This window comes from Allopontixanthobacter confluentis, from assembly GCF_009827615.1.
GTDB lineage: Bacteria > Pseudomonadota > Alphaproteobacteria > Sphingomonadales > Sphingomonadaceae > Allopontixanthobacter > Allopontixanthobacter confluentis.
The window spans coordinates 370,846-392,640 of record NZ_WTYU01000002.1 but is presented as its reverse complement, the minus strand read 5'-3'; the positions used below and the strand labels follow the sequence as shown (position 1 = coordinate 392,640).

The following is a 21,795-nucleotide window of genomic DNA, read 5'->3' as shown; positions in this document are numbered from 1 at the left end:
ATGCCGGAATGACTGGTCACGCAATCCTGAAAATTGCTTAGAGCTTTTCGGTCAGTTCCGGGACAATCTTGAACAGATCGCCCACCAGTCCGATGTCGGCCACCTGGAAAATTGGCGCGTCTTCGTCCTTGTTGATCGCGATGATCGTCTTGGAATCCTTCATGCCCGCCAGATGCTGGATCGCGCCCGAAATGCCGATGGCGATATAGACTTCCGGAGCCACGATCTTGCCGGTCTGGCCGACCTGATAATCGTTGGGGACATAGCCTGCATCGACTGCGGCGCGCGATGCGCCGACGCCTGCGCCCAGCTTGTCTGCCAGCGGAATGATATATTCCTGGAATGTGTCAGCATCCTTCAGCGCGCGGCCACCTGATACGATGACCTTTGCGCTGGTCAGTTCAGGCCGTTCGCTCTTGGCAATTTCGGAACTGACAAAGCTGGACAGGCCGGCATCGGCCGGGCCGGATACCGCTTCAACCGTGCCGGAGCCGCCGGTGGTTTCAGCCTTTTCGAATGCTGTTCCGCGCACGGTGATGACCAGCTTCGCATCGCTGCTGGTTACCGTGGCAATGGCATTGCCAGCATAGATCGGCCGGGTGAAGGTCTTGTCGCCTTCAACCGAAAGAATGTCCGAAATCTGCATGACGTCCAGCAGGGCTGCAACGCGCGGCGCGATGTTTTTGCCCGTGGTAGTGGCAGGGCAGACAAACGCATCGTGATGCCCCATCAGATCCGCGACCAGCGGCGCCACATTTTCTGCCAATGCGTGTTCGTACGCAGGATTGTCAGCAAGGTGGACCTTGCCCACGCCTGCGATTTTGGCGGCTTCTTCTGCCACTGCGGCGCAATTGGCGCCTGCAACCAAAAGATGCACTTCACCCAGCTTGCCTGCGGCGGTGACAGCGGCCAGCGTGGCATCCTTCACTGCGTTATTGTCGTGTTCGACCCAAACCAGCGTTTTCATATCGTCTTCCTTCGCGAATATCGTCTCGGGCGGGGTGCTTATGCGATGCCCAGCGCCTTCATCTTGGCAACCAGCGCATCGACATCGGCGACCTTTTCGCCAGCCTGCCGCACGGGCGGTTCGGAGACGTTGGAGGTGGTAAGACGCGGGGTGATATCCACGCCGAAATCAGCCGGGCTCTTGGTGTCGAGTGGTTTCTTCTTGGCCTTCATGATGTTGGGCAGCGAAGCATAACGCGGCTCGTTCAGGCGAAGATCGGTCGTGACGATGGCAGGCATCGCCAGCTTGACCGTTTCCAGACCGCCATCGATTTCGCGCTTCACCATCACGCTGTCGCCATCCAGTTCCACCGTATTGGCAAAGGTGCCTTGCGGGCGGCCCATCAGCGCGGCCAGCATCTGGCCGGTCTGGTTGGAATCATCGTCAATCGCCTGTTTGCCCAGCAGGATCAGGCCCGGCTGTTCTTCATCGGCGATGGCTTTCAGAATTTTGGCAACCGCCAGTGGTTCCACTTCGGCATCGGTTTCCACCAGAATGGCGCGATCTGCGCCCATCGCCAGCGCCGTGCGCAGCGTTTCCTGAGCCTTTGCCGGGCCAACACTGACGGCGATGATTTCATCAGCCTTGCCAGCGTCCTTAATGCGGATGGCTTCTTCCACCGCAATTTCGTCAAACGGGTTCATGCTCATTTTCACATTGGTCAGGTCGACACCTGAACCATCCGCCTTGACCCGCGGTTTGACGTTGTAATCAATAACCCGTTTTACGGGCACGAGGATTTTCATCTGCTTCTCGTCCTTCCAGGCGGCATCATGGCCGCTGCCTTAACACTATGAACGGTGCCCGATGCACTTGCGTTCCGAATGGGGCAAAATCAACCCCTGCCGGCACCTTTGCTGGCCAGTCCCCCTTCACCGTAAGGTAAGGTGCCCTCGGGTTTTGCGGCAAATGCCTGCAGCGCAGCCTTTGCGCCTATGGCAATGGCGCGAATCACCTAAATGCGGATGCGGGCAGGGTTGCCCATGACCACAGCGCCATCAGGCACATCGCGAGTGACAACAGAACCCATGCCGACAATGGCACCCCTGCCAATTTTCAGCTTGTCAGCGCCTGTACCCTGACGGATGATGGCGCCGGCGCCAATGTAGGCAAAATCGCCAATCTCGACATTTCCGTTACAAGTTACGCGCGGGCCGAACGTGACAAAATCACCAATCACGCAATCATGCGCGATGAAGGAATAGACATTGGCATGAAAGAACCGGCCGATGGATGATCCTGGTTCCTGAATGGTAAAATCACAGAAAATGGCCCCTTCACCGCAAGTGGCCGCTGGCGAAAGACGCGCAGAGGCCGCAGCCAGGGTGGAGTGGACCAGTCCCATGTCGCGGCATTTTTCAGCCAGTGTCTGACGGATGGTGCCATTGGCCACGCTGATTGCGACATGGTCGCCTGCGCTGGCATGGGCCACTGGCACGATCGGCACGCCGCCAAAAACGGCCTCGGCCGGATTGTCATCCAGATAGCGGATGGCGCTGAAAGCGCGCCGGGCAGTGGTAGCAGCGCCGCCCCCCACCTCCAGCGCGAGCGGCAGGACCTGTCGTCCAAATCCGCCTGCGCCGTAGATGTTGAGGGTTGGCAAGTCCAAGTGCGGTCAGGCCGCTTTTTTGACTTCGGCGACGATCTTCTTTGCCGCATCGCCCAAATCATCGGCACTGACGATGGGCAGGCCGGAGGTGTTGAGGATTTCCTTGCCCTTTTCCACATTGGTGCCTTCCAGGCGGACCACCAGCGGAACCGAAAGGTTCACTTCCTTGGCAGCGGCAACGATACCATCGGCGATGATGTCGCACTTCATGATGCCGCCGAAGATGTTGACCAGAATGCCTTCAACCGCCGGATCCTTGAGAATGATCTTGAATGCAGCGGTAACCTTTTCCTTCGTCGCGCCGCCGCCTACGTCGAGGAAGTTGGCAGGGAAGGCGCCGTTCAGCTTGATGATGTCCATCGTCGCCATAGCCAGGCCCGCACCATTGACCATGCAGCCGATGTTTCCATCCAGCTTGATATAGGCAAGGTCATATTTGCTTGCTTCGACTTCGGCGGGGTCTTCTTCCGTTTCGTCGCGCATCGCTTCCACGTCCTTGTGACGGTAAAGCGCATTGCCATCGAAGCTCATCTTGGTGTCCAGCACCAGCAGATTGCCATCCTTGGTTTCAACCAGCGGGTTGATTTCCAGCATTTCGCAATCGAGATCCATGAAGGCGGTGTAGAGCTGGCTAGCCAGTTTCTGGCACTGCTTGTTGAGATCACCCGACAGGTTCAGAGCAAAAGCAACCGCGCGGCCATGGTGGGGCATGAAGCCCTGCGCGGGATCAATCGTGATGGTGGTGATTTTTTCGGGCGTGCTATGCGCCACATCTTCAATGTCCATGCCGCCTTCGGTGGAAACGACCATGGCCACCTGGCCGCTGGCCCGGTCGACCAGCATGGCGAGGTAATATTCTTCGGCAATGTCGACGCCGTCGGTGACATAGAGGCGGTTGACCTGCTTGCCTTCATCGCCTGTCTGGATGGTGACCAGCGTATTGCCGAGCATATCCTTTGCATCCGCTTCCACGTCCTCGATGCTCTTGGCCAGACGAACGCCGCCCTTTGCATCGGGGCCCAGTTCCTTGAACTTGCCCTTGCCGCGGCCGCCTGCATGAATTTGCGCTTTTACCACGTAAAGCGGGCCGGGAAGCTGCCTGGCTGCGGCAACCGCTTCTTCAACACTGAGTGCTGCGTGGCCGGTCGGGATACCGATGCCATATTTCGCGAGCAGTTCCTTGGCCTGATATTCGTGAATGTTCATGGGGCGTCCATTGCTTTGCAAAAGGAGGGAATATGTTCGGAGTGCGCCTAAGCATGGATTGAACCGCTTGAAAAGTGCTGCGTCCGCTTCCAACAGGGTTATTGCATGATCGATCAGGCCCTCCTCCAACAGATAGTCCGTCAGGCTGGCCAGATTGCGGTCAGCCGGTGGCCGGGGCATGGCCATGCGCTGGAAAGCTGGGACAAGGAGCCGGGAAGCCCGGTCAGCGAAGCCGATATTGAAGTGGACAATTTCCTGCGCCGTGAACTGGGCCGGCTTTTGCCGTCTGCGGGGTGGTTGTCGGAAGAATCGACCGACCATCCGGAACGGCTGGGCAAAGGGCTGGCGTGGCTGGTCGATCCGATTGACGGGACTCGCGATTTCATTCGCGGACGGCCCGGATGGTGCGTGTCGGTCGCGCTGGTCAGCGCCGGCCGCCCGTTGATCGGCATGCTGTCAGCGCCTGCCCGGGGCGAGGAATGGCTGGGCATTGCGGGGCAGGGTGCATGGCGCAATGGCACAGCGTTGGTGGCTTCCACTCGCAAGGTATTTGCCGGGGCGCGGGTGCCTGCAGATGCACTGCCATCTGCTGACAGCGATTTGACGCTGGTGGACAAGCCCAATTCCATTGCCCTGCGAATTGCCATGGTCGGGGCGGACGAGGCTGATCTGGTGGCGACGCTGCGCTGGGGCTTTGAATGGGATATCGCGGCATCCACGCTGATCGCGCGCGAGGCTGGCGCTGTCGTTACAGATGCGTTCGGCGCGCCATTAAATTTCAACAAACGCGATCCGCGGGCGTTTGGCCTGCTGGTCTGTGCGCCGGGCATTCATGATGCGGCCGTGGCGCGGCTGGCGGACCGGGCAGCAATTCTGGCCAAAGGCTGACGGGGATAATGGCTGTGGGTCTGCTGGCTGTCGGCCTATTGGCCCCTGAAGCTACTGGAATAGCGCCATAAAAAAAGGGCCGACCTTGCGGCCGACCCCTTTATAAAGATCAAGGCGTAATGCCGTGAGTGGGTTCAGTTACCCTGCGCACGCGCTGCGGCAACATCTTCCTGTGTGATCGGGATGATCTTGATTTCGACCCGGCGGTTGAGCGAACGGCCATATTCCGTGGTGTTGTCACCCTTGAAATAGGATGGATCTTCGCCGAAGCCCTGCGAACGGATACGGGCCGCAGAAACGCCGCGACTGACCAGATAATTGGCCACTGCCTGTGCGCGCTGTTCGGACAGACGCTGATTGAAAGCATCCGAACCGGTGGAATCGGTGTAACCGTAAACGTCGATCAGGCTGTCAGGATACTGCTGCATGCTCTGCGCCACTGTATCCAGCGTGTTCCGGAAAGTCTGGTTGATGGTGTAGCTGCCCGTGGCGAAGGTCACGCCGTCTGGCAGGTTGACCAAAATGGCGCTGCCGCCGTCTGTTTCGGTCACATCAACGCCGGAACCGGCGGTGTTTTCCTTCAGTTCCTTGATCTGCTGATCCATCTTGTAGCCGACAACGCCGCCAGCCACGCCGCCAACGCCCGCACCGATGATGCGCCCGGTCTTGCCGCCGATAACGCCGCCCAGCAGGCCGCCCAGAAGCGCGCCGCCAGCGCCGCCAAGAACGGTGCGCGAAACTTTCTGTTCGCCGGTATTGGGGTCGGTAACACAGGCAGAAACGCTAACCAGCGAAAGCGCTGCAAGGCCTGAAACAAAAATGCGTGAATTCTTCATGGGGTTGCCCCTCCTCTTGGTGTGCAATGGCACATGAGCTTTTAATCAGCGCATCCACCTTGCGCCTATCCACCCACAACCCGCGACGCGGGCGTGTGTTCCCGCGTGGTGCGTATCGCCCGTTGGAAAAGGAGATTTGGCTCGAAAGCTTGCGCCTTATAGTCTGGCCCTTGCGCCAGCCTGCACTCCGCACTGGCGAAGTGCGGCAATTATGCTAGCGAGGCAATTGTGGAACCGTTTCCTTGGCCAGACCTGATCGTCATCGCCTGCCTGATCGTGCTCAATGGTGTTTTTGCCATGTCCGAACTGGCGATTGTCTCTGCGCGCACAGCGAAGCTGCGTGCGGCATCAGCCGGCGGAAGCAAGGCCGCACGCACCGCGATTGCGCTGGCTGCTGATCCGGGGAAATTTCTTTCAACCGTGCAGATCGGCATTACGCTGGTGGGCATTATTGCCGGCGCTTATTCCGGCTCCAGCCTTGGCGGCCCTGTGGGGGAGCGGCTGGAACTGCTGGGCGTCGCGCCGGAATATGCCGACGATGCGGGCTTTGCGCTGGTCATTGCGCTGACCACCTATTTCAGCCTGGTGATCGGCGAACTGGTCCCCAAGCAAGTGGCGCTGCGCAATGCCATGCCGATTGCGCTGGTGATGGCGCGCCCGATGGCGATGCTGGCGCGCATTGCTGCGCCGGTTGTCTGGGTGCTTGATAAAAGCTCCGGCGTGCTGGTCCGATTGCTGGGCGTGCGTCCGGCTGGCGAAGGGAATGTGACGGCTGAAGAACTGCACATGATTTTTGCCGATGCCACGCATCAAGGCGTAATCGAGGCTGAACAGCACCAGATACTGGCTGGCGTAGTCCGGCTGGTGGACCGTCCGGTGCGCGAATTGATGACCCCGCGTACAGAAGTGGACTGGGTGGATATTTCCGCCGATCCCGACGCCATCCGCAGGGCCATTGATGACAGCCCCCATTCGCTGCTGCCAGTGGCCGAAGGGTCGCCCGACAGGATTGTGGGCGTGGTGAAAGTGCGCGAGGTGCTGGCCCTGCTGGTGTCTGGAAAAACCGTATCCCTGCCTGATCTGATGGCCAAAGCGGTGGTTATTCCTGATCAGCTGGACGCGATGGATGCATTGCGTGCATTACAGCAATCGGAAATTGCCATGGCCATGGTGCATGATGAATATGGTCATCTGGAAGGCATTGTGACGCCGGTGGACCTGCTCACCGCGCTGGTCGGGCAATTCGCCAGCGATCAGGATCAGGGCGATCAGCCCGGCATTATCGAGCGGGCCGATGGTTCGATGCTGGTATCGGGCGCCTTGTCGGCGGATGAACTGGCAGATCGGCTGGGGCTGGATTATGGCGACACGCGCGAATTTGCCACCACGGCGGGCTATGTCCTGTCGGTGCTGAAGAAATTGCCTGCCGAAGGCGAGATTTTTACAGCGCAGGGCTGGCGTTTTGAAGTGGTCGACATGGACCAGCGCAAGATCGACAAGCTGCTGATCAGCCCCGAATTCCCGCAGGACGAAACCGAACCTGTCTGAGCCTGAACGGGCCAGAACATGGCTTCACACGCATAAGCATCCCACGAAAAAGGGCCCGCCAGATGGCGAGCCCCCTTTGTGTTTTCATGGTGCCTGATCAGCCGGGCCTGATCAGCCGGGAATCACAGCCTGTGCAGCCTGACCGTCACCTTCGGGCGCAGCGATGATATCACGCGTCACGCGGCCCTTGGCCACAGTGTTGGTTTCCGGATCACCCACTGACGAGCGGATGCCGGCAGCGGCTGTCCCGGCGCGGCTGATGGCGCTGGCTTCGACTGCACTACGGGCAGCAGGGCCGCCAAACAGGGCGTCCAGCGCCTGGGATGATGCGGTGCCGTCAACCGGGCGCGGGGCGCCGGGTGCAGGCGGCACAAGGTTGAAATCTGGCGGAACCACCAGGGGCGCCTGCCGCTGGACGGCAAATTCGTCAGGCCGTTCACGGCCCAGGATGCCGCTGCTTCCGCCGCAGGCCGCCAACATGGCGCAGGCGCCTGTGGCAAGGATGAGAGTGGTGCTCTTACGCATGGTCAAATCTCCACGGCTTCTTCAGCCGGTTCGTTGTCGCTCTTGTCCTTCTTGTCGCTTGCAAAGAAGGAACGGGCAAGGATTATCAGGACGCCGATGGTAATTGCGGCATCGGCGATATTGAAAATAAGGAAGGGTCGAAATTCGCCAAAATGCAGATCGGCATAGTCGATCACATAGCCAAGTTCGTAGCGGTCCTTGATGTTGCCCAGCGCCCCGCCGAGAATCAGCGACAGGCCGAGAATATCCGCCAGCACCTTTTCGCGCAGCATCCAGATGGTGACGACCAGCGCGATCAGCGCCGTCATCGCCACCAGCATCCACCGCATTTCAATCGACGTTGCCGTAAACATGCCCAGCGACACGCCGAAATTCTGGGTCCAGCGCAGGTCAAAGAAGGGCAGCAGATCAATCACGCCTTTTTCGCGCAATTGCAGCGGGCTGACCATCAGCCATTTCACATATTGATCGACCGCAAAGATCAGCAGCGCAAGGCCAAGGCCGATCAGGCGGTTACGGGTGGTGACAGTCATTATGCCGCATCCATTTCTGCAACCACATCATCGCAGCGCGCACACAGATCGCCGTCCTCTGCCACTTCGGGTAGCAGGCGCCAGCAGCGGCCACATTTATGGTCGGATGTGCGAGTGACTTTCACGTCGCTTCCTTGGCCGCGTGTGACTGACGCGGTGATGAACAGATCAGCCAGATCAGCATCTGAGAAACCTTCCGGCACCACATTTTCCGGCACCACCACATCGGCTTCAAGGCCGGAGCGGATGGTTTTCTCGCGCCGCAAGGGTTCGATCGCTTCCATTACGGTTTCGCGCATTTCGCGCAAGGCGTCAAACCGTGCCGCCAGTGCCTCGTCGGCCCAGTCAGATGGCAGGGCGTGAAGTTTTTCCAGATGGATACTGTCACGGTCGGGGAACCGGGTGGACCACACTTCTTCGGCGGTAAACACCAGCACCGGCGCGGTGTAGCGAATCAATGCCTGGAACAGAATGTCGAGCACGGTGCGGTATGCGCGGCGCTCGGCCCCGTCCGGCGCGTCGCAATAAAGCCGGTCCTTGCGAATATCGAAGAAAAACGCCGACAGGTCTTCGTTGGTGAATTCAGCCAGCGCACGGACATATTCGTTGAAATCGAAATCGTCGATGGCGCGCCGCAAATTGGCATCAAGCTGCGACAGGCGGTGGAGCATATAGCGCTCCAGTTCCGGCATGGCGGATGTCTCGACCGCTTCGCGGGCATGATCGAACCCGACAAGCGCGCCGAGCATATAGCGGAAAGTGTTGCGCAGCTTCCGGTATGTATCGCCGACACCTTTGAGGATTTCGTCGCCGATGCGGTGATCTTCAGTGTAATCGACACTCAGCGCCCACAGGCGGATGATGTCGGCACCATATTGCTCCATCACCTTCAGCGGATCGACCGTATTGCCCAGGCTCTTGGACATTTTCATGCCCTTGGGGTCCATGGTGAAACCGTGGGTCAGCACGGCCTTGTAGGGCGCACGGCCCCGTGTGCCGCAGCTTTCCAGCAAGCTTGACTGGAACCAGCCGCGATGCTGGTCGCTGCCTTCCAGATACAGATCGGCAGGTGATTGCAGTTCAGGCCATTCGTCCGATTCCAGCACAAAGGCATGGGTGGAACCGCTGTCGAACCACACGTCGAGAATGTCTTTGACCATCTCGTAATCATCGGGTTTGCGATCAGACCCCAGGAATTCACCGGCGCGCAGCTCTTCCCATGCGTCCACGGTATCAGCAGCAATCGCCTGCTGGATACGGCGGTTAACGTCGGCATCGACCAGCAATTCGCCCGTTTCGCGGTGCACGAACAGGGCAATCGGCACACCCCATGCGCGCTGGCGGCTGATCAGCCAGTCCGGGCGGCTTTCGACCATGCTGCGCAAACGGTTGCGGCCCTTTTCCGGCACAAAGCGGGTGTCGGCAATGGCTTGCAATGCCACTTCGCGCAACGTGGGCGAACCGGCAGTGGCCTGTTCGTCAATCGTATCGTCGCCGCCTTCATTTTCCCACCGTTGTTCAGCGGGGGTGAGAGCGGGAAGGTGCGCCAGATGTTCGTCAATCGCGATGAACCACTGCGGGGTGCAGCGATAGATGACCTTGGCTTTTGACCGCCATGAATGGGGGTAGCTGTGGTGGTAATCTGCGCTGGCAGACAGCAATGCGCCCGCCTCACGCAAATCGTTGCAGATCGGCCCGTCTGGCGCGTTGAAGGGCTTGTTGATGACACTGCGGCGGCGATCATCCTCGCCGCCCAGCCACAGCCAGTCATCGCGGTAACGGCCATCACCCATGACCGCAAAGACCGGCTCGATGCCATTGGCCTTGCACAGGTCGAAATCGTCCTCGCCGTGATCGGGCGACATATGGACGATGCCGGTGCCGCTGTCGGTCGTGACGAAATCGCCCGCCAGCATGGGGCGCGGCTTGGCGTAGAACCCGCCCAGATGGTGCATCGGGTGCTGGACAATGGTTCCGGCTAGGTCGGAGCCGTTAATCGTGCTGCCGAGAATGACCTGTCGACCGATTTCGCCATCAATGCTCTCGTTCATCTCTATGATGCCAGCCCGATCAATGAAATGATGCAATAGTTCAGTGGCGATCAAGTAGGACGCAGAAATTTGACCAGCGTCTTTGACTTCAATAATACGATACTCAATGTCCGGCCCATAAGCCAAAGCCTGATTGACCGGAATCGTCCATGGCGTGGTCGTCCAGATCACCGCATGCGCGCCAACCAGTTCGGCAATCGGCGATTCGACAATCTCGAACGCCACATCGATCTGCGGGCTGTCGGTCAGGTCGGCATATTCAACCTCGGCATCGGCCAGCGCGGTTTCCTCGACCGGCGACCACATGACCGGCTTCGCGCCGCGATAGAGCTGGCCGGTTTCAGCGAATTTGTGCAATTCGGCGACAATCGCGCCTTCGGCCTTGGGCCGCATGGTCAGATAGGGCTTGTCCCACCGGCCATTGATGCCAAGACGTTTCAGCTGTTCGCGCTGCACATCGACCCATTGCTGGGCATATTCGCGGCACTCGGCGCGGAATTCCTTGGCGGGGACTTCCTTCTTGTCCAGCTTCTTCTTGCGGTAGAGTTCTTCCACCTTCCATTCGATCGGCAGGCCGTGGCAATCCCAGCCCGGCACATAGGGCGCGTCCTTGCCCAGCAGGCTTTGCGTGCGGACGACGGTATCCTTCAGCACATGGTTCAGCGCATGGCCGATATGCATGTCGCCATTGGCGTAGGGCGGGCCATCATGCAGAATGAATTTTTCCGCGCCCGCGCGGGCTTCGCGCAGGCGTTCATATAGGCCCATGTCCTGCCAGCGTGCCAAAATGCCCGGTTCCTTCTGTGGAAGGCCGGCTTTCATGGGAAAATCGGTCTTCGGCAGGAAGACGGTATCCCGGTAATCTCGTTTGTCTGGCGTGTCGGTCATATGGTGGCGGCGCTTAGAAGTTTCCGCGCCAGCCCGCAATCCCGCTCCATCTGTTCCATCAGCGCATCCAGACTGTCGAATTTGGCTTCACCGCGCAGGAAGTGATGGAAAGCCACCTCGATTTCCTGCCCATACAGATCGCCGGAAAAATCGAAGAAATACGGCTCCAGCAGTTCTTTTGCCGGAGTGAACTGGGGCCGAATGCCAATGTTGGCAGCGCCCTGCAATTCCTGTCCGGTGGCAAGGATTTTGCCGGTCACCGCGTAAATGCCGAATTTGGGGCGGAGGTAGGATTCGATGGAAAGATTGGCCGTGGGATAGCCGATTTCGCGTCCGCGCTTGTCCCCATGCTGGACGATTCCGCGAATCGCAAAGGGCCGGGTCAGCAATCGGGCCGCTTCCTGCGGGTCGCCCTGCGCCAATGCCTGGCGCACGCGGCTGGAGGATACAGGGCTGCCATTGTCCATGACCGGCGGTACGGTGCGGGCGGCAATGCCATGGGCAGCGCCAAGGCTTTCCAGCATTTCGCGGCTGCCTGTGCGGCCTTTGCCGAAGGTGAAATCCTCACCCGTAACCACGCCTGCCGCGCCCAGGTGATCATGCAGCAGCTTACCGACGAAATCTTCCGCGCTGGTCGAAGCCAGATCGCCGTCAAAATGAAACACCAGCATCGCGGTGGCCCCGGCGGCGAGGTAAAGTTCCTGCCGCTGTTCCAGCGTGGTCAGGCGGAACGGCGCGGCATCGGGCTTGAAAAACCGCACCGGATGCGGATCAAACGTGGCGACAATGCTGGGCCGGCCTTCTTCGCGCGCCCAGCGGATCGCCTCGCCCGCGACGGCCTGATGGCCCATGTGGAACCCGTCAAAATTGCCGAGCGCGATGATTGCCCCGCGCAAAGCGTCCGGCATATCGCTGCGATGATCGATCCACCTCATTGCGCGCGCTCGTAAGTGACAAAGGAATAGGCGGGCAAGCCATCCTGCGCTGCACGGTCTTGCCGCGCTATTTCCTGCCAATGCGCGTCCAGCGGCGGCATAAAGGTGTCGCCGTCATATTCAGCGTGAATTTCGGTCATTTCGATCCGGTCAGCCAGCGGCATGAATACGTCATAAATGGCGGCGCCGCCGATTACGGCGATTTCGCCCGCCGGATTATCCTGCTGCGCCAGTTCAATCGCCTCGCTGGCGGAGCGGACAATTTCCGCCTTGCCCGAGTCCCACAATTCGCGCCGGGTCAGGACAATATGCCTGCGGCCCGGCAGCATACCGGGCAGGCTTTCAAAGGTCTTGCGGCCCATGATCATCGGCTTGCCAACCTTGTCGGCGCCCATGGTCAGCGCCTTGAAATGCTTCAGATCAGCCGGCAGATGCCACGGCAAGGTGCCATTCCTGCCGATCACGCCATTGGCGGCGCGGGCATAGATCAGAACAATGGGCATGGTCACGCCAGCGGGATCCAAGTGACATGGCCCATCTTGCGCCCCTCGCGCGCTTCGCGCTTGCCATACAGATGTACATGCGCCGCTTCGTCCTGCAGCAGCGCATGGGCATCCAGCGCATCATCACCAATCAGATTGGTCATCGACAGGGCTGGCACGGTGGTGGCGGTGGACCCCAGCGGCAGGCCGCAAATGGCGCGGATGTGATTTTCAAACTGGCTGGTGGCAGCGCCTTCGATGCTCCAATGCCCGGAATTATGTACCCGCGGGGCCATTTCGTTGAACACGGGGCCGTCTTCCGTGGCGAAAAATTCGCAGGTCAGCACGCCGACATAACCCAGTGCCGCGGCAATTCTGGAAGCCAGCGCGCGCGCTTCGTCAACCTGCGCCGCGATGGCATCGCTGGCAGGCAGGGATGACCGGGCCAGAATGCCGTCCTCATGGCTGTTTTCGGAACTGTCCCAGAACCGCGTTTCCCCATCCTGGCCGCGCACCAGAATCACCGAAAATTCGGCGGAAAAGCGGACCAGCCCTTCGTAAACCGTCTGTTGCTGCGGCAGGCGGATGGCATCGGCATCGCGCGCGTCTGCGATGCGCCATTGCCCCTTGCCATCATAACCGTCGGAACAGGTTTTCAGAATGCCGGGCGCGCCCACGCGTTCGATCGCGGCATGCAGCCCGTCTGCCGCATCGACCGCGCAGAACGGTGCCGGCCTGCCGCCAAATTCCTGTGCGAAGTTCTTTTCGCGCAGCCGGTCCTGCGCAATTTCCAGCGCACGCGGATGCGGTGCCAGCTTGTTTTCCAGCGCCGCCCCGATTTCCGCCAGCGGGGCCACCGGCACATTTTCAAATTCAAAAGTGACCACGTCGCAGGCATCGGCAAAGCGGGCGAGGGCCGCAGTGTCAGTCCATGCAGCGCAGGTGAATTCGGCGCTGACTTCAGCGGCCACGCTTTCCCTGTCGGGCGCATAAATATGGCACCGATAGCCAAGCTGGGCTGCGGCCATGGCCATCATCCGGCCCAGCTGTCCGCCACCCAGAATGCCGATAGTCGATCCCGGTCTGATCATCGTGCCTGCTCAGCCCTCGTCAGACGGATAGTGTTTGACGGCATCCGTGCGGGCGGCGCGCCATGCTTTCAGCCGGTCAGCCACGCCATCATCTGCGGTGCCCAGAATGGCTGCGGCCAGCAGGCCTGCATTGGTGGCGCCCGCTTCGCCAATGGCCAGCGTGCCGGTGGGGATGCCGGCGGGCATCTGCACGATGGAGAGCAGGCTATCCATGCCCGACAGCGCCTTGGACTGCACCGGTACGCCCAGCACCGGCAGATGGGTCATCGCCGCAATCATGCCGGGCAGATGGGCCGCGCCGCCTGCGCCTGCGATGATGACCTTGAACCCTTCGTCTGCCGCGCCCTTGGCAAATTCTACCATCCGGTCCGGCGTGCGGTGGGCAGAGACGATGCGCGCATCATGGGCAATGCCCAGTTCGTCCAGCACATGGGCCGCGCATTGCATGGTGGGCCAGTCGGACTGGCTGCCCATCACGATGGCTACTTTTGGCGCAACCTTTGGCGCGGTTCCGGGTTCGGCCATCTCAGCTGTCCTTCAGATAATACCGTTCGCCGGCCTGCATGTGGGCGTCAAATTCGTAGATGATCGGCTGGCCGGTCGGAATTTCGAGCCCGGTGATATCATCATCCGAAATGCCCGACAGATGTTTGACCAAAGCGCGCAGCGAATTGCCATGCGCGGAAATGATCACTGTTTCGCCCGCCGCGATGACCGGCACGATGGCGTCCTGCCAATAGGGCAGCACCCGCTCGATCGTCAGTTTGAGGCTTTCGGTATTGGGGATGGCAATGCCGGCATAGCGCGGGTCCGCGCTCAGATCATAGGCACCGCCTGTTTCCAGCGGCGGCGGCGGCACGTCGAAACTGCGGCGCCAGATATGGACTTGTTCCGCCCCGTGTTTCTCGGCGGTTTCCTGTTTGTTGAGGCCGGTAAGCCCGCCATAATGGCGTTCATTCAGGCGCCAGTCCTTGGTTTCAGGAATCCACAGCCGGTCGCATTCCGCCAGCGCCAGATGCAGCGTCTTGATGGCCCGGGTCTGCACGGATGTGAAAGCGCGGGTTGGCAGCAGGCCTTTTTCGGCCAGCAAATGGCCAGCCGCCCGGGCTTCTGCAATGCCCAGTTCGGTCAGGTCGACATCCCACCAGCCGGTGAAGCGGTTTTCAAGGTTCCACTGGCTCTGGCCGTGGCGGACCAGGATGAGCTTGGTAGTCTGGGTCGGCAAGGAATAGGCTCCTGCATTACAAGAAGCAGTTGCCGTTAGCTTTCGGCATCGCTTTTGGGAAGGGCTGGCGCTGCCGAATCGCCCGGAGAATCAGCAGTATTTTCTTCAAACGCACGAGATTGCGCTTTGCGGCGGCGCAAATTCTCGCGCAGCTTGGCGGCCAGCCGTTCTTCGCGGGACATATTTGTGGGGTCATTTGCCATGGTGTCATGGCGATTGCCGCGCTGGGCTGCGCTTTACAAGCTTTGCTTTAAAGGCCTTGCCCGACTTGCGGTGGCGCTTGACAACAGGGGGCGCGCCAGCCAATAGCGCGCCCCTGCCGTGGGTCGCCTTTCAAGGAACCTGCGCAGATCAGTGAAATGGTGTGCTGCTGTAGCTCAGTGGTAGAGCGCATCCTTGGTAAGGCTGAGGTCGAGAGTTCAATTCTCTCCAGCAGCACCATTTCACTTTCCTTTCCCCGCTCTCAGCATTTGCCTTGTCCGCGTGACGGGATATGCACTGCCCTGAAAATTTCAGGGAGCGAAGCGGGATGCATTTCGGATTAAGTGACGAACAGGCTGAGTTGCAGGCAGCAGCGCGTAAATTCGCGCGGGAACAATTGCCCGATCTGGCGCGCCAGCTTGAACGTGACGATGAACCTGTGCCGCATGAAATGCTCCGCCAATATGGTGATCTCGGCTTTCTGGGCATCAACCTGCCGGCACAATATGGCGGCATGGGGCTGGGCCATCTCGAGGCATTGCTGGTGCTGGAAGAATTCGCGCAGGTTTCAGCCGCAGTTGCCTTTCCGGTTTTCGAAGCGCTGACCGGGCCAGTGCGAACCATCGAACAATTCGGTACGGAAGAATTGAAGGCGCGGATTATTCCCGAAGTGGTGCGCGGCGAAAAAATCGTCGCGGTGGCCATGTCGGAACCCGATGCCGGAACCGCCCTCACTGATCTTGCCACCACGGCGCGGATTGAGGGCGACAAAATCGTGATCAACGGCACCAAGCGGTGGAGTTCGGGCGCGGGCCATTCCGATTACTACATCACCTATTGCCGGTTTGACGGCATTGCCGGCGCAAAGGGCATTGGCGCGGTGCTGGTGGAAAAGGATGCTGCCGGTGTCAGCTTCGGCGCGCGCGAAGAAATGATGGGCTTCAGAGGCATCCCATCGGCCGATATTTTCCTGGATGATGTGCGCGTGCCGGCCGGCAATCTCATTATCGGGGCAGGCGGTTTCGGCAAATTGATGAGCGCATTCGGGCTGGAACGCTGCGGCAATGCCACCATGGGGCTGGGGCTGGCGGCAGCGGCGCTGGAAGATGCGCTGGCCTATACTCAGGAACGCACCGCCTTTGGCAAACCGATCATCGATTTTCAGGCCGTGCAGATGAAACTGGCGGAAATGGCGATGCAGGTGGATGCTGCCCGCCTGCTGATCTGGCGCGCGGCGGTGAATGCTGGCGACGGTCTGCCCAGTGTCTATGAAAGCTCTGCCGCGAAATGTTTTTCCAACGAAATGGTGCGCGAAGTGACGCAGCTGGGTGTGCAGGTGATGGGCGGTTACGGCTATTCGAAGCAATATCCGATGGAACAGCGCCTACGCGATGGTTTTGCCTGGGGTATCGCGGGCGGCACCACTGATGTGCAGAAAACCAACATCGCTGCGGCGCTGGTAGGGCGCCGGTTTGACCAGAGGCGCTGAATTGCAACCGTTCGCACGATTTTCCAATTGTCATCCCCCGGCGTATTAGCCATGTAAGGCACCATGACCGAACATACCGAAATGCAGGCTGAAGAAGGGGCCGCTGATCCGGCCAATCATGCCGTATTGGCCGCTCCACAAACCGGCGGCGAACTGACCGAGCTTCATCCCAACCACGTCAAGATCCTGCGGATACAGGCATTTCTGGTGGCGGCGCCTTTTGTGCTGGGATCGCTTGTTCTGGAAATGGCACAGCTGGTGCCGCCCGGGGTGTTTGTCGTGCCGGTGCTGCTGGCTGCGCTGTTCCTGATTATCCGGGTGCCGCTGCGGCGGCATCATGCGCGCGGATATGCCATGAGCGACGATCGTTTGCGCGTGGTGCGCGGGCTTCTGTTCCGGTCTGACACGGTGGTGCCATTTGGCAGGGTCCAGCATATTGATGTGAACCAGGGCCCGCTGGAACGGTATTACGACCTTGCCACGCTGACGTTGCATACTGCTGGCAGCCACAACGCCTCGGTGCATCTGCCGGGCATTCTGAACCAGGACGCACTGGCCATGCGCGAGGTCATCCGCAGCCATATCAAGCGCGAGACGGTGTGACAGAAGTGACAGAAGTGGCTGCTGCGACTGGCGCGACTGGCGCGTCTGGCGCAAATGGCAAGCCGGCGATACCGAGACGGACCAGTCCGCTGGGATTTGTCGCCAAGGGGCTGGACGGGCTGCGCCGTGCAATCCTGCCCATGGTGGCAGTGGCCTACGGGATGCGCGATGAAACATTCGGGCTGCTTACAGCTGTCGGGCTGGGCCTGCTGATTGCAGGCGTGGCCGTGGGCATCCGCTATCTGCACTGGCTGCGGCTGACCTATACGGTGGGCGAGACCGACATTCGGGTGGAAAGCGGGCTTCTGTCGCGCGCGGCGCGTTCTGTTCCGTTTGAACGGATACAGGATGTCAGCCTCGAACAATCGCTCATCCCCCGGCTGCTTGGCCTTGTCGAAGTGCGCTTCGAAACAGGCGCTGGCGGCAAGGACGAGCTGAAGCTGGCCTATCTGACGCAGGCAGAAGGCGAAGAACTGCGCGAACTGGTCCGCGCGCGCAAGGATGGGGTGGGGCTGGCAGGCGAAGCGCCAGTGCCGGCCGCAGATGGCACCGTGTCCACCCCAGTAACAGAACCAGCATCAGAGCCGCTGTTTGCGATGGATACGCGCCGTCTGGTCACTTTCGGCCTGTTTGAATTTTCCCTTGCCGTGGTGGCGGTGATCGCGGGCGCCGTGCAGCAGTTCGGTGATTTTTTTGCGTTCAGGCTGTGGCCTGCCAGCCTCGACAATCTGACCGATTTGCAGGACGGCGTGGCCGGGCGGTTCGACTGGCTGGCAAGCGCCGGGCCGATGATGCAATTTATCGGCATTGCAGCGGCCATTTTCGCGCTGTTGGTGGTGGGCCTGATTGTGGGGGTGGCCACCGGGCTGGTCCGCACGGTGCTGCGCGATTGGGGCTTCACGCTGGATTGGACAGACAAGGGTTTCCGCCGCCGGCGCGGATTGTTGACCCGCACCGATGTGGTCATGCCCGCCCACCGGGTGCAGGCTGTGAAAATCACCACCGGCATCATTCGCAAGCGGTTTGGCTGGCATGGCTTGAGTTTCATAAGCCTGGCACAGGATAGCGGCGCGTCGAACCACATTGTCGCGCCGTTTGGCCAGATGGAGGAACTGGCACCGATCGTCCGGAAAGCCGGGTTCGATCTGCCAGCAGACATGGCGCCGTGGCAACGCGGCGCTGTCGAATATCGGGTGGATGCAGCGCTGTTGCCCGCTCTGCTGCTGGTCCCCGCAGCCGCCATCACTGCGGTGGTCGCCGGGCCGCTTCTAGGCGTATTGCCCATTGCTGGCGGGGCATTTCTTGCCCTGCGACAGGCTTTCCTGTGGCGGTTTGAACGCCATTGCCTGACCGGGCGGCAATTGTTCATCAGCAAGGGTTGGCTGGCACCGGAGCTTTCCATAGCGTCACGGATCAAGCTCCAATCGGTGGAGATCAGCCAGAATTCTATCGGCAGGCGGCGCGGCTATGCCACATTGCATCTTGGTCTTGCGGGCGGAAAAATGGCGCTGCGGGGCATTTCCCCGCAGCGCGCATATGAATTACGCAGCGCCATCTTGGCCAGCATTGCGGAAAAGGATTTTTCCCAACTCGCGCAGTGATGCCCGCGTCGCCTTGTTCAGCGTCAGGCGCGCAGATCGGCCCAATCAGGGTGGCGTTTGAATTGCGCTTCGACATAGCTGCATTGCGGGACGATGGTGAAACCTTCGCTGCGCGCATCACTGACCATTTCCTGCACCAGCGCCGCGGCCACACCGCGCCCGCCGATCTCAGATGGCACCAATGTATGTTCAGCCACGCGGCTGTCCCCCCGATGCACCCAGGTCAGGCGGCCAACGGCATCGCTGCCCGGCACATGGGCATGATATTCACCTGACGTATTTTCATCGTGACGCGTAATTTCCAAACCTTCGATGGCCATTCAATTGTCTCCTTCTTGCACATAACGTGAAGGTGGCTAAGGCCGTTCCCTCAAAAGCGGGATGACATGACCCACCATGAAGCAGTTTCTTTCCGATAATGCCGCCAGAGTGCACCCTGCTGTGTGGGACGCCATGCGCGCCGCGGACGCGCCGCAATCACCCTATGATGGTGATGGCGTATCGCAGCGCATGGACGAAGCATTCGGCGAATTGTTCGGCCAGCCATGCACTGCCTTGTGGGTTGCCACCGGCACTGCGGCCAACTGCCTCGCACTCAGCACCATGGTCCAGCCGCATGGCGGGGTGGTGTGCCACCGTGAAGCCCATATCGAAATGGATGAAGGCGGCGCGCCCGGCTTCTACCTGCACGGCGCCAAGCTGCTGCTGGCAGAAGGAGAAAGCGCAAAGCTGACGCCCGATACAATCCGTGCGGCAATCGACCCCATTCGCGATGACGTGCATCAGGTGCAGCCCCATGCCATTTCCATCACGCAGGCAAGCGAATATGGCTGCGTTTACCGCCCAGCTGAACTGGCCGCGATTGGCGCGCTGGCCAGGGAACGCGGCCTCGGGCTGCACATGGATGGCGCGCGCTTTGCCAATGCCGCAGCCTTTCTGGGGTGCAGCGCGGCAGAAGCGGTCGGCCCGGCTGACGCGCTGAGTTTCGGCTTCGTCAAAAATGGCGGGATGACGGCCGAAGCGATCATCTTCTTTGATCAGGCGTTGGCCGATGTGGCGCGTTACCGGCGCAAGCGGGCAGGCCATCTGCAAAGCAAGGGGCGGTTTCTGGCAGCACAATTGCTGGCCATGGTCGAAGGGGATGTGTGGCTGGGCAATGCGCGGTCGGCCAATGATGCCGCGCAGGCAATTGCCAGCTGCGCCGCCGACCGCCTGATACATGCCGTAGAAGCGAATGAATTATTCGTCCGGTGCAGCGCCTCTGAACGCAGCGCGCTGCGGGCGCAGGGTTTCGATTTTTACGATTGGGGCAGCGATGCCGCACGCTTTGTGACCGCGTGGAACACAACCGCCGAAGATGCGCAGGCGCTGGGCCGGGCCGTGGCAGCTTTATGAGCGCAGCTTCCGATGGGGCGCAGCCCCATGCCCTGCTGCGGCCATCAGTCGTCGTCCCCTTTGTGCTGGTGGCGCTGATCTGGGGTTCGACGTGGCTGGTGATCAAGGACCAGATTTCGCAGGTTCCGCCCGGCTGGTCCATCACCTGGCGTTTTGTGGTGGCCACCATGGCCATGTTCATGCTGGCCAAATTCCAGGGCCATTCGCTGCGGCTTGGCCGCGCGGGGCAGATGCTGGCGCTGGCCGTGGGCGTCACGCAGTTTTGCGGCAATTTCAATTTTGTCTACCGCGCTGAACTGCATCTGACATCCGGCATCGTGGCAGTCATGTTCGGCTTGCTGATGGTGCCCAATGCCATTTTCGGCAGGCTGTTGCTGGGCCAGCCGATCACCCGCCGGTTCATGGCCGGCAGCGCCATCGCCCTGGTCGGTATTGCCATGCTGCTGGTGCACGAAGCGCGCATTGCCCCTCTGGAAGGCAAGGTCGGGCTTGGTGTCCTGCTGACTATCGGCGGTATTCTGTCGGCCTCTGTCGCCAATGTCATTCAGGCAGGCGACACGGGGCGCAAGCTGGCGCTGCCCAGCCTGCTGGCATGGGCCATGCTGTATGGCACCCTGTGTGACGCAGTGCTGGCATGGGCCATTTCAGGCCCGCCGGTGTTCGATATGCGTGCCGAATATGGCGCCGGTATTGCCTATCTGGCCATTGCCGGATCGGTGGTGACATTCCCGCTCTATTACAAGCTGGTCCGCGAAATCGGGCCGGGCCGTGCGGCTTATAATGGCGTTATCGTGGTGATTGTGGCCATGGTCCTTTCCACCCTGTTCGAAGGCTATCAGTGGTCAGTGCTGGCCGGCTGCGGCGGCGCAGTTGCGCTGGTGGGCATGGTGGTGGCCTTGAGAGCGCGCAACCCCGTCCGATAGTCGGGATAGGCTGGTTTCCAGCCCAGCACACGCTTGGCCCTGCCATTGGCCACGCGGCGGTTTTCAGCATAAAAGCCGCGCGCCATGGGGGACAGGTCGGCTTGTTCCAGCGTCAGCAGCGGCGGCGGCTCCTGCCCCATCAGCAGGCAGGCTTCCTCGATCACCGCATTCTGGCTGGCGGGCAGATCATCCGACAGATTATACGCGCCGGCAGGGGCGTCCAGCGCCGCCAATACCCCGCTGACAATATCATCGACATGCACCCGGCTGAACACCTGGCCGGGCAGGTCTATCCGGTTGGCGCGGCCCTGTGCCACTCTGTCCAATGCGCTGCGGCCGGGCCCGTAAATGCCGGGCAGACGGAAAACATGCGCGCCAGCGCCCAGCCAGCGGGCATCGCAGTCAGACCGATCACTGCGCCGCCCGGTGCCGGTGGCCGCGCTTTCATCCACCCATGCGCCCCTGGCATCGCCGTAAACGCCGGTGGATGAAAGATAGCCGCGCCATTGCTGCGTCACATCGGTGCCATACAGGTCCAGCACAGGGTCAGACCCGCTGGCAGGCGGGACGGAAGACAGGACATGGCTGGCGCGGGTCAGCGCATCACGCACCCGGGCGCCATCTGCAAAGTCGATCCCGCCTGCGCTGCCGGTTGCTTCCACAACCCACCCGCGCCCGCGCAATGCCGCTGCCAGCCGCGACGCCGTATATCCCAGTCCGAAAATCAACATATGGGGCATTTTGCGTTCCTGTTTGCCTG

23 protein-coding genes and 1 tRNA gene are annotated in these 21,795 nt (G+C 60.6%); 8 read left to right on the top strand and 16 right to left on the bottom strand.

Annotated elements, in window-relative coordinates; all coding sequences use genetic code 11:
• Positions 1 to 37: 37 nt before the first annotated feature.
• From GRI44_RS10200 to sucC, 4 genes are all read right to left on the bottom strand, one after another.
• Positions 38 to 967, bottom strand: coding sequence for an electron transfer flavoprotein subunit alpha/FixB family protein (locus GRI44_RS10200; RefSeq protein ID WP_160601691.1), 930 nt, complete (start codon positions 965 to 967; stop codon positions 38 to 40).
• A 38-nt stretch (positions 968 to 1,005) separates the two neighbouring features.
• Positions 1,006 to 1,752, bottom strand: a complete 747-nt coding sequence (locus tag GRI44_RS10195) for an electron transfer flavoprotein subunit beta/FixA family protein (RefSeq protein WP_160601690.1) — start codon at positions 1,750 to 1,752, stop codon at positions 1,006 to 1,008.
• A 209-nt stretch (positions 1,753 to 1,961) separates the two neighbouring features.
• The gene (locus tag GRI44_RS10190) at positions 1,962 to 2,615 is read right to left on the bottom strand and encodes an acetyltransferase (RefSeq protein ID WP_160601689.1); all 654 of its coding nucleotides are present in this window, start codon (positions 2,613 to 2,615) and stop codon (positions 1,962 to 1,964) included.
• 6 nt (positions 2,616 to 2,621) lie between these two features.
• Complete coding sequence (sucC, locus tag GRI44_RS10185) at positions 2,622 to 3,821, bottom strand: ADP-forming succinate--CoA ligase subunit beta (protein ID WP_160601688.1); 1,200 nt, start codon at positions 3,819 to 3,821, stop codon at positions 2,622 to 2,624.
• Between the two features lie 105 nt (positions 3,822 to 3,926).
• On the opposite strand from sucC, the gene GRI44_RS10180 reads away from it, so the two are divergent.
• Positions 3,927 to 4,709 carry a 3'(2'),5'-bisphosphate nucleotidase CysQ gene (locus GRI44_RS10180; protein ID WP_160601687.1) on the top strand — a complete coding sequence of 261 codons (783 nt, stop codon included), beginning with the start codon at positions 3,927 to 3,929 and terminating at the stop codon, positions 4,707 to 4,709.
• Positions 4,710 to 4,843: 134 nt separating this feature from the next.
• Here GRI44_RS10180 and GRI44_RS10175 read toward each other — a convergent pair whose 3' ends face one another.
• Positions 4,844 to 5,545, bottom strand: coding sequence for an OmpA family protein (locus tag GRI44_RS10175; protein ID WP_160601686.1), 702 nt, complete (start codon positions 5,543 to 5,545; stop codon positions 4,844 to 4,846).
• 228 nt (positions 5,546 to 5,773) lie between these two features.
• Between GRI44_RS10175 and GRI44_RS10170 the strand changes: the two genes are divergently transcribed.
• A complete protein-coding gene (locus GRI44_RS10170; RefSeq protein WP_160601685.1) occupies positions 5,774 to 7,093 on the top strand; it encodes a hemolysin family protein in 1,320 nt (439 codons plus the stop codon).
• A 111-nt stretch (positions 7,094 to 7,204) separates the two neighbouring features.
• Here the strand turns inward: GRI44_RS10170 and GRI44_RS10165 are convergent, their stop codons facing one another.
• Genes GRI44_RS10165 through GRI44_RS13900 form a run of 9 tightly spaced genes read right to left on the bottom strand, consistent with a single transcriptional unit; the run spans position 7,205 to position 15,026 of the window.
• The gene (locus GRI44_RS10165) at positions 7,205 to 7,618 is read right to left on the bottom strand and encodes a DUF3035 domain-containing protein (protein ID WP_160601684.1); all 414 of its coding nucleotides are present in this window, start codon (positions 7,616 to 7,618) and stop codon (positions 7,205 to 7,207) included.
• A 2-nt stretch (positions 7,619 to 7,620) separates the two neighbouring features.
• Positions 7,621 to 8,151: a signal peptidase II gene (gene lspA, locus GRI44_RS10160; protein ID WP_160601683.1), complete on the bottom strand. Its 531-nt coding sequence runs from the start codon at positions 8,149 to 8,151 to the stop codon at positions 7,621 to 7,623.
• On the bottom strand, positions 8,151 to 11,090 hold the full coding sequence (ileS, locus tag GRI44_RS10155; RefSeq protein WP_160601682.1) for an isoleucine--tRNA ligase: 2,940 nt from the start codon (positions 11,088 to 11,090) through the stop codon (positions 8,151 to 8,153). Before ileS ends, lspA begins: the two co-directional genes overlap by 1 nt.
• Positions 11,087 to 12,025, bottom strand: a complete 939-nt coding sequence (locus GRI44_RS10150) for a bifunctional riboflavin kinase/FAD synthetase (protein ID WP_160601681.1) — start codon at positions 12,023 to 12,025, stop codon at positions 11,087 to 11,089. The genes ileS and GRI44_RS10150 overlap by 4 nt, the downstream gene beginning before the upstream one ends.
• Entirely contained in the window at positions 12,022 to 12,528 is a 507-nt protein-coding gene (locus GRI44_RS10145) for a dihydrofolate reductase (protein ID WP_160602333.1), read from the bottom strand. Before GRI44_RS10145 ends, GRI44_RS10150 begins: the two co-directional genes overlap by 4 nt.
• 2 nt (positions 12,529 to 12,530) lie before the next feature.
• On the bottom strand, positions 12,531 to 13,598 hold the full coding sequence (locus tag GRI44_RS10140; protein WP_160601680.1) for a 5-(carboxyamino)imidazole ribonucleotide synthase: 1,068 nt from the start codon (positions 13,596 to 13,598) through the stop codon (positions 12,531 to 12,533).
• 9 nt (positions 13,599 to 13,607) lie between these two features.
• Positions 13,608 to 14,123, bottom strand: coding sequence for a 5-(carboxyamino)imidazole ribonucleotide mutase (gene purE / locus GRI44_RS10135; protein WP_160601679.1), 516 nt, complete (start codon positions 14,121 to 14,123; stop codon positions 13,608 to 13,610).
• A 1-nt stretch (position 14,124) separates the two neighbouring features.
• Positions 14,125 to 14,823 (bottom strand): 2,3-diphosphoglycerate-dependent phosphoglycerate mutase, encoded by a 699-nt coding sequence (gene gpmA / locus GRI44_RS10130; RefSeq protein WP_160601678.1) that lies wholly within the window; start codon positions 14,821 to 14,823, stop codon positions 14,125 to 14,127.
• Positions 14,824 to 14,858: 35 nt separating this feature from the next.
• The gene (locus tag GRI44_RS13900) at positions 14,859 to 15,026 is read right to left on the bottom strand and encodes a hypothetical protein (RefSeq protein WP_202386310.1); all 168 of its coding nucleotides are present in this window, start codon (positions 15,024 to 15,026) and stop codon (positions 14,859 to 14,861) included.
• 163 nt (positions 15,027 to 15,189) lie between these two features.
• Between GRI44_RS13900 and GRI44_RS10125 the strand changes: the two genes are divergently transcribed.
• The 4 genes from GRI44_RS10125 to GRI44_RS10110 all read left to right on the top strand — a co-directional run bounded on the left by GRI44_RS10125 (position 15,190) and on the right by GRI44_RS10110 (position 18,717).
• A tRNA-Thr gene (locus GRI44_RS10125) sits at positions 15,190 to 15,264 on the top strand.
• An 88-nt stretch (positions 15,265 to 15,352) separates the two neighbouring features.
• Positions 15,353 to 16,513, top strand: coding sequence for an acyl-CoA dehydrogenase family protein (locus GRI44_RS10120; RefSeq protein ID WP_160601677.1), 1,161 nt, complete (start codon positions 15,353 to 15,355; stop codon positions 16,511 to 16,513).
• Between the two features lie 63 nt (positions 16,514 to 16,576).
• Positions 16,577 to 17,116 (top strand): PH domain-containing protein, encoded by a 540-nt coding sequence (locus tag GRI44_RS10115; RefSeq protein ID WP_232843103.1) that lies wholly within the window; start codon positions 16,577 to 16,579, stop codon positions 17,114 to 17,116.
• Positions 17,113 to 18,717 (top strand): PH domain-containing protein, encoded by a 1,605-nt coding sequence (locus tag GRI44_RS10110; protein ID WP_332872402.1) that lies wholly within the window; start codon positions 17,113 to 17,115, stop codon positions 18,715 to 18,717. The genes GRI44_RS10115 and GRI44_RS10110 overlap by 4 nt, the downstream gene beginning before the upstream one ends.
• A gap of 23 nt (positions 18,718 to 18,740) precedes the next feature.
• Here GRI44_RS10110 and GRI44_RS10105 read toward each other — a convergent pair whose 3' ends face one another.
• A complete protein-coding gene (locus tag GRI44_RS10105) occupies positions 18,741 to 19,037 on the bottom strand; it encodes a GNAT family N-acetyltransferase (protein WP_202386309.1) in 297 nt (98 codons plus the stop codon).
• Positions 19,038 to 19,113: 76 nt separating this feature from the next.
• Between GRI44_RS10105 and GRI44_RS10100 the strand changes: the two genes are divergently transcribed.
• The gene (locus tag GRI44_RS10100; protein WP_160601676.1) at positions 19,114 to 20,112 is read left to right on the top strand and encodes a threonine aldolase family protein; all 999 of its coding nucleotides are present in this window, start codon (positions 19,114 to 19,116) and stop codon (positions 20,110 to 20,112) included.
• On the top strand, positions 20,109 to 21,035 hold the full coding sequence (locus GRI44_RS10095; protein WP_160601675.1) for a DMT family transporter: 927 nt from the start codon (positions 20,109 to 20,111) through the stop codon (positions 21,033 to 21,035). Before GRI44_RS10100 ends, GRI44_RS10095 begins: the two co-directional genes overlap by 4 nt.
• On the opposite strand, the gene GRI44_RS10090 is transcribed toward GRI44_RS10095, so the two are convergent.
• Entirely contained in the window at positions 20,948 to 21,775 is an 828-nt protein-coding gene (locus GRI44_RS10090) for a Rossmann-fold NAD(P)-binding domain-containing protein (protein WP_160601674.1), read from the bottom strand. The genes GRI44_RS10095 and GRI44_RS10090 overlap by 88 nt on opposite strands.
• Positions 21,776 to 21,795: the final 20 nt, after the last annotated feature.

Excerpts from the sequence above, each read along its gene's own strand:
- GRI44_RS10200 (WP_160601691.1), bottom strand. The coding sequence starts at position 967 with ATGAAAACGCTGGTTTGGGTCGAACACGACAATAACGCAGTGAAGGAT.
- GRI44_RS10195 (WP_160601690.1), bottom strand. The coding sequence starts at position 1,752 with ATGAAAATCCTCGTGCCCGTAAAACGGGTTATTGATTACAACGTCAAA.
- sucC (WP_160601688.1), bottom strand. The coding sequence starts at position 3,821 with ATGAACATTCACGAATATCAGGCCAAGGAACTGCTCGCGAAATATGGC.
- GRI44_RS10180 (WP_160601687.1), top strand. The coding sequence starts at position 3,927 with ATGATCGATCAGGCCCTCCTCCAACAGATAGTCCGTCAGGCTGGCCAG.
- GRI44_RS10175 (WP_160601686.1), bottom strand. The coding sequence starts at position 5,545 with ATGAAGAATTCACGCATTTTTGTTTCAGGCCTTGCAGCGCTTTCGCTG.
- GRI44_RS10165 (WP_160601684.1), bottom strand. The coding sequence starts at position 7,618 with ATGCGTAAGAGCACCACTCTCATCCTTGCCACAGGCGCCTGCGCCATG.
- lspA (WP_160601683.1), bottom strand. The coding sequence starts at position 8,151 with ATGACTGTCACCACCCGTAACCGCCTGATCGGCCTTGGCCTTGCGCTG.
- ileS (WP_160601682.1), bottom strand. The coding sequence starts at position 11,090 with ATGACCGACACGCCAGACAAACGAGATTACCGGGATACCGTCTTCCTG.
- GRI44_RS10150 (WP_160601681.1), bottom strand. The coding sequence starts at position 12,025 with ATGAGGTGGATCGATCATCGCAGCGATATGCCGGACGCTTTGCGCGGG.
- GRI44_RS10145 (WP_160602333.1), bottom strand. The coding sequence starts at position 12,528 with ATGCCCATTGTTCTGATCTATGCCCGCGCCGCCAATGGCGTGATCGGC.
- GRI44_RS10140 (WP_160601680.1), bottom strand. The coding sequence starts at position 13,598 with ATGATCAGACCGGGATCGACTATCGGCATTCTGGGTGGCGGACAGCTG.
- purE (WP_160601679.1), bottom strand. The coding sequence starts at position 14,123 with ATGGCCGAACCCGGAACCGCGCCAAAGGTTGCGCCAAAAGTAGCCATC.
- GRI44_RS13900 (WP_202386310.1), bottom strand. The coding sequence starts at position 15,026 with ATGGCAAATGACCCCACAAATATGTCCCGCGAAGAACGGCTGGCCGCC.
- GRI44_RS10120 (WP_160601677.1), top strand. The coding sequence starts at position 15,353 with ATGCATTTCGGATTAAGTGACGAACAGGCTGAGTTGCAGGCAGCAGCG.
- GRI44_RS10115 (WP_232843103.1), top strand. The coding sequence starts at position 16,577 with ATGACCGAACATACCGAAATGCAGGCTGAAGAAGGGGCCGCTGATCCG.
- GRI44_RS10105 (WP_202386309.1), bottom strand. The coding sequence starts at position 19,037 with ATGGCCATCGAAGGTTTGGAAATTACGCGTCACGATGAAAATACGTCA.
- GRI44_RS10100 (WP_160601676.1), top strand. The coding sequence starts at position 19,114 with ATGAAGCAGTTTCTTTCCGATAATGCCGCCAGAGTGCACCCTGCTGTG.
- GRI44_RS10095 (WP_160601675.1), top strand. The coding sequence starts at position 20,109 with ATGAGCGCAGCTTCCGATGGGGCGCAGCCCCATGCCCTGCTGCGGCCA.
- GRI44_RS10090 (WP_160601674.1), bottom strand. The coding sequence starts at position 21,775 with ATGCCCCATATGTTGATTTTCGGACTGGGATATACGGCGTCGCGGCTG.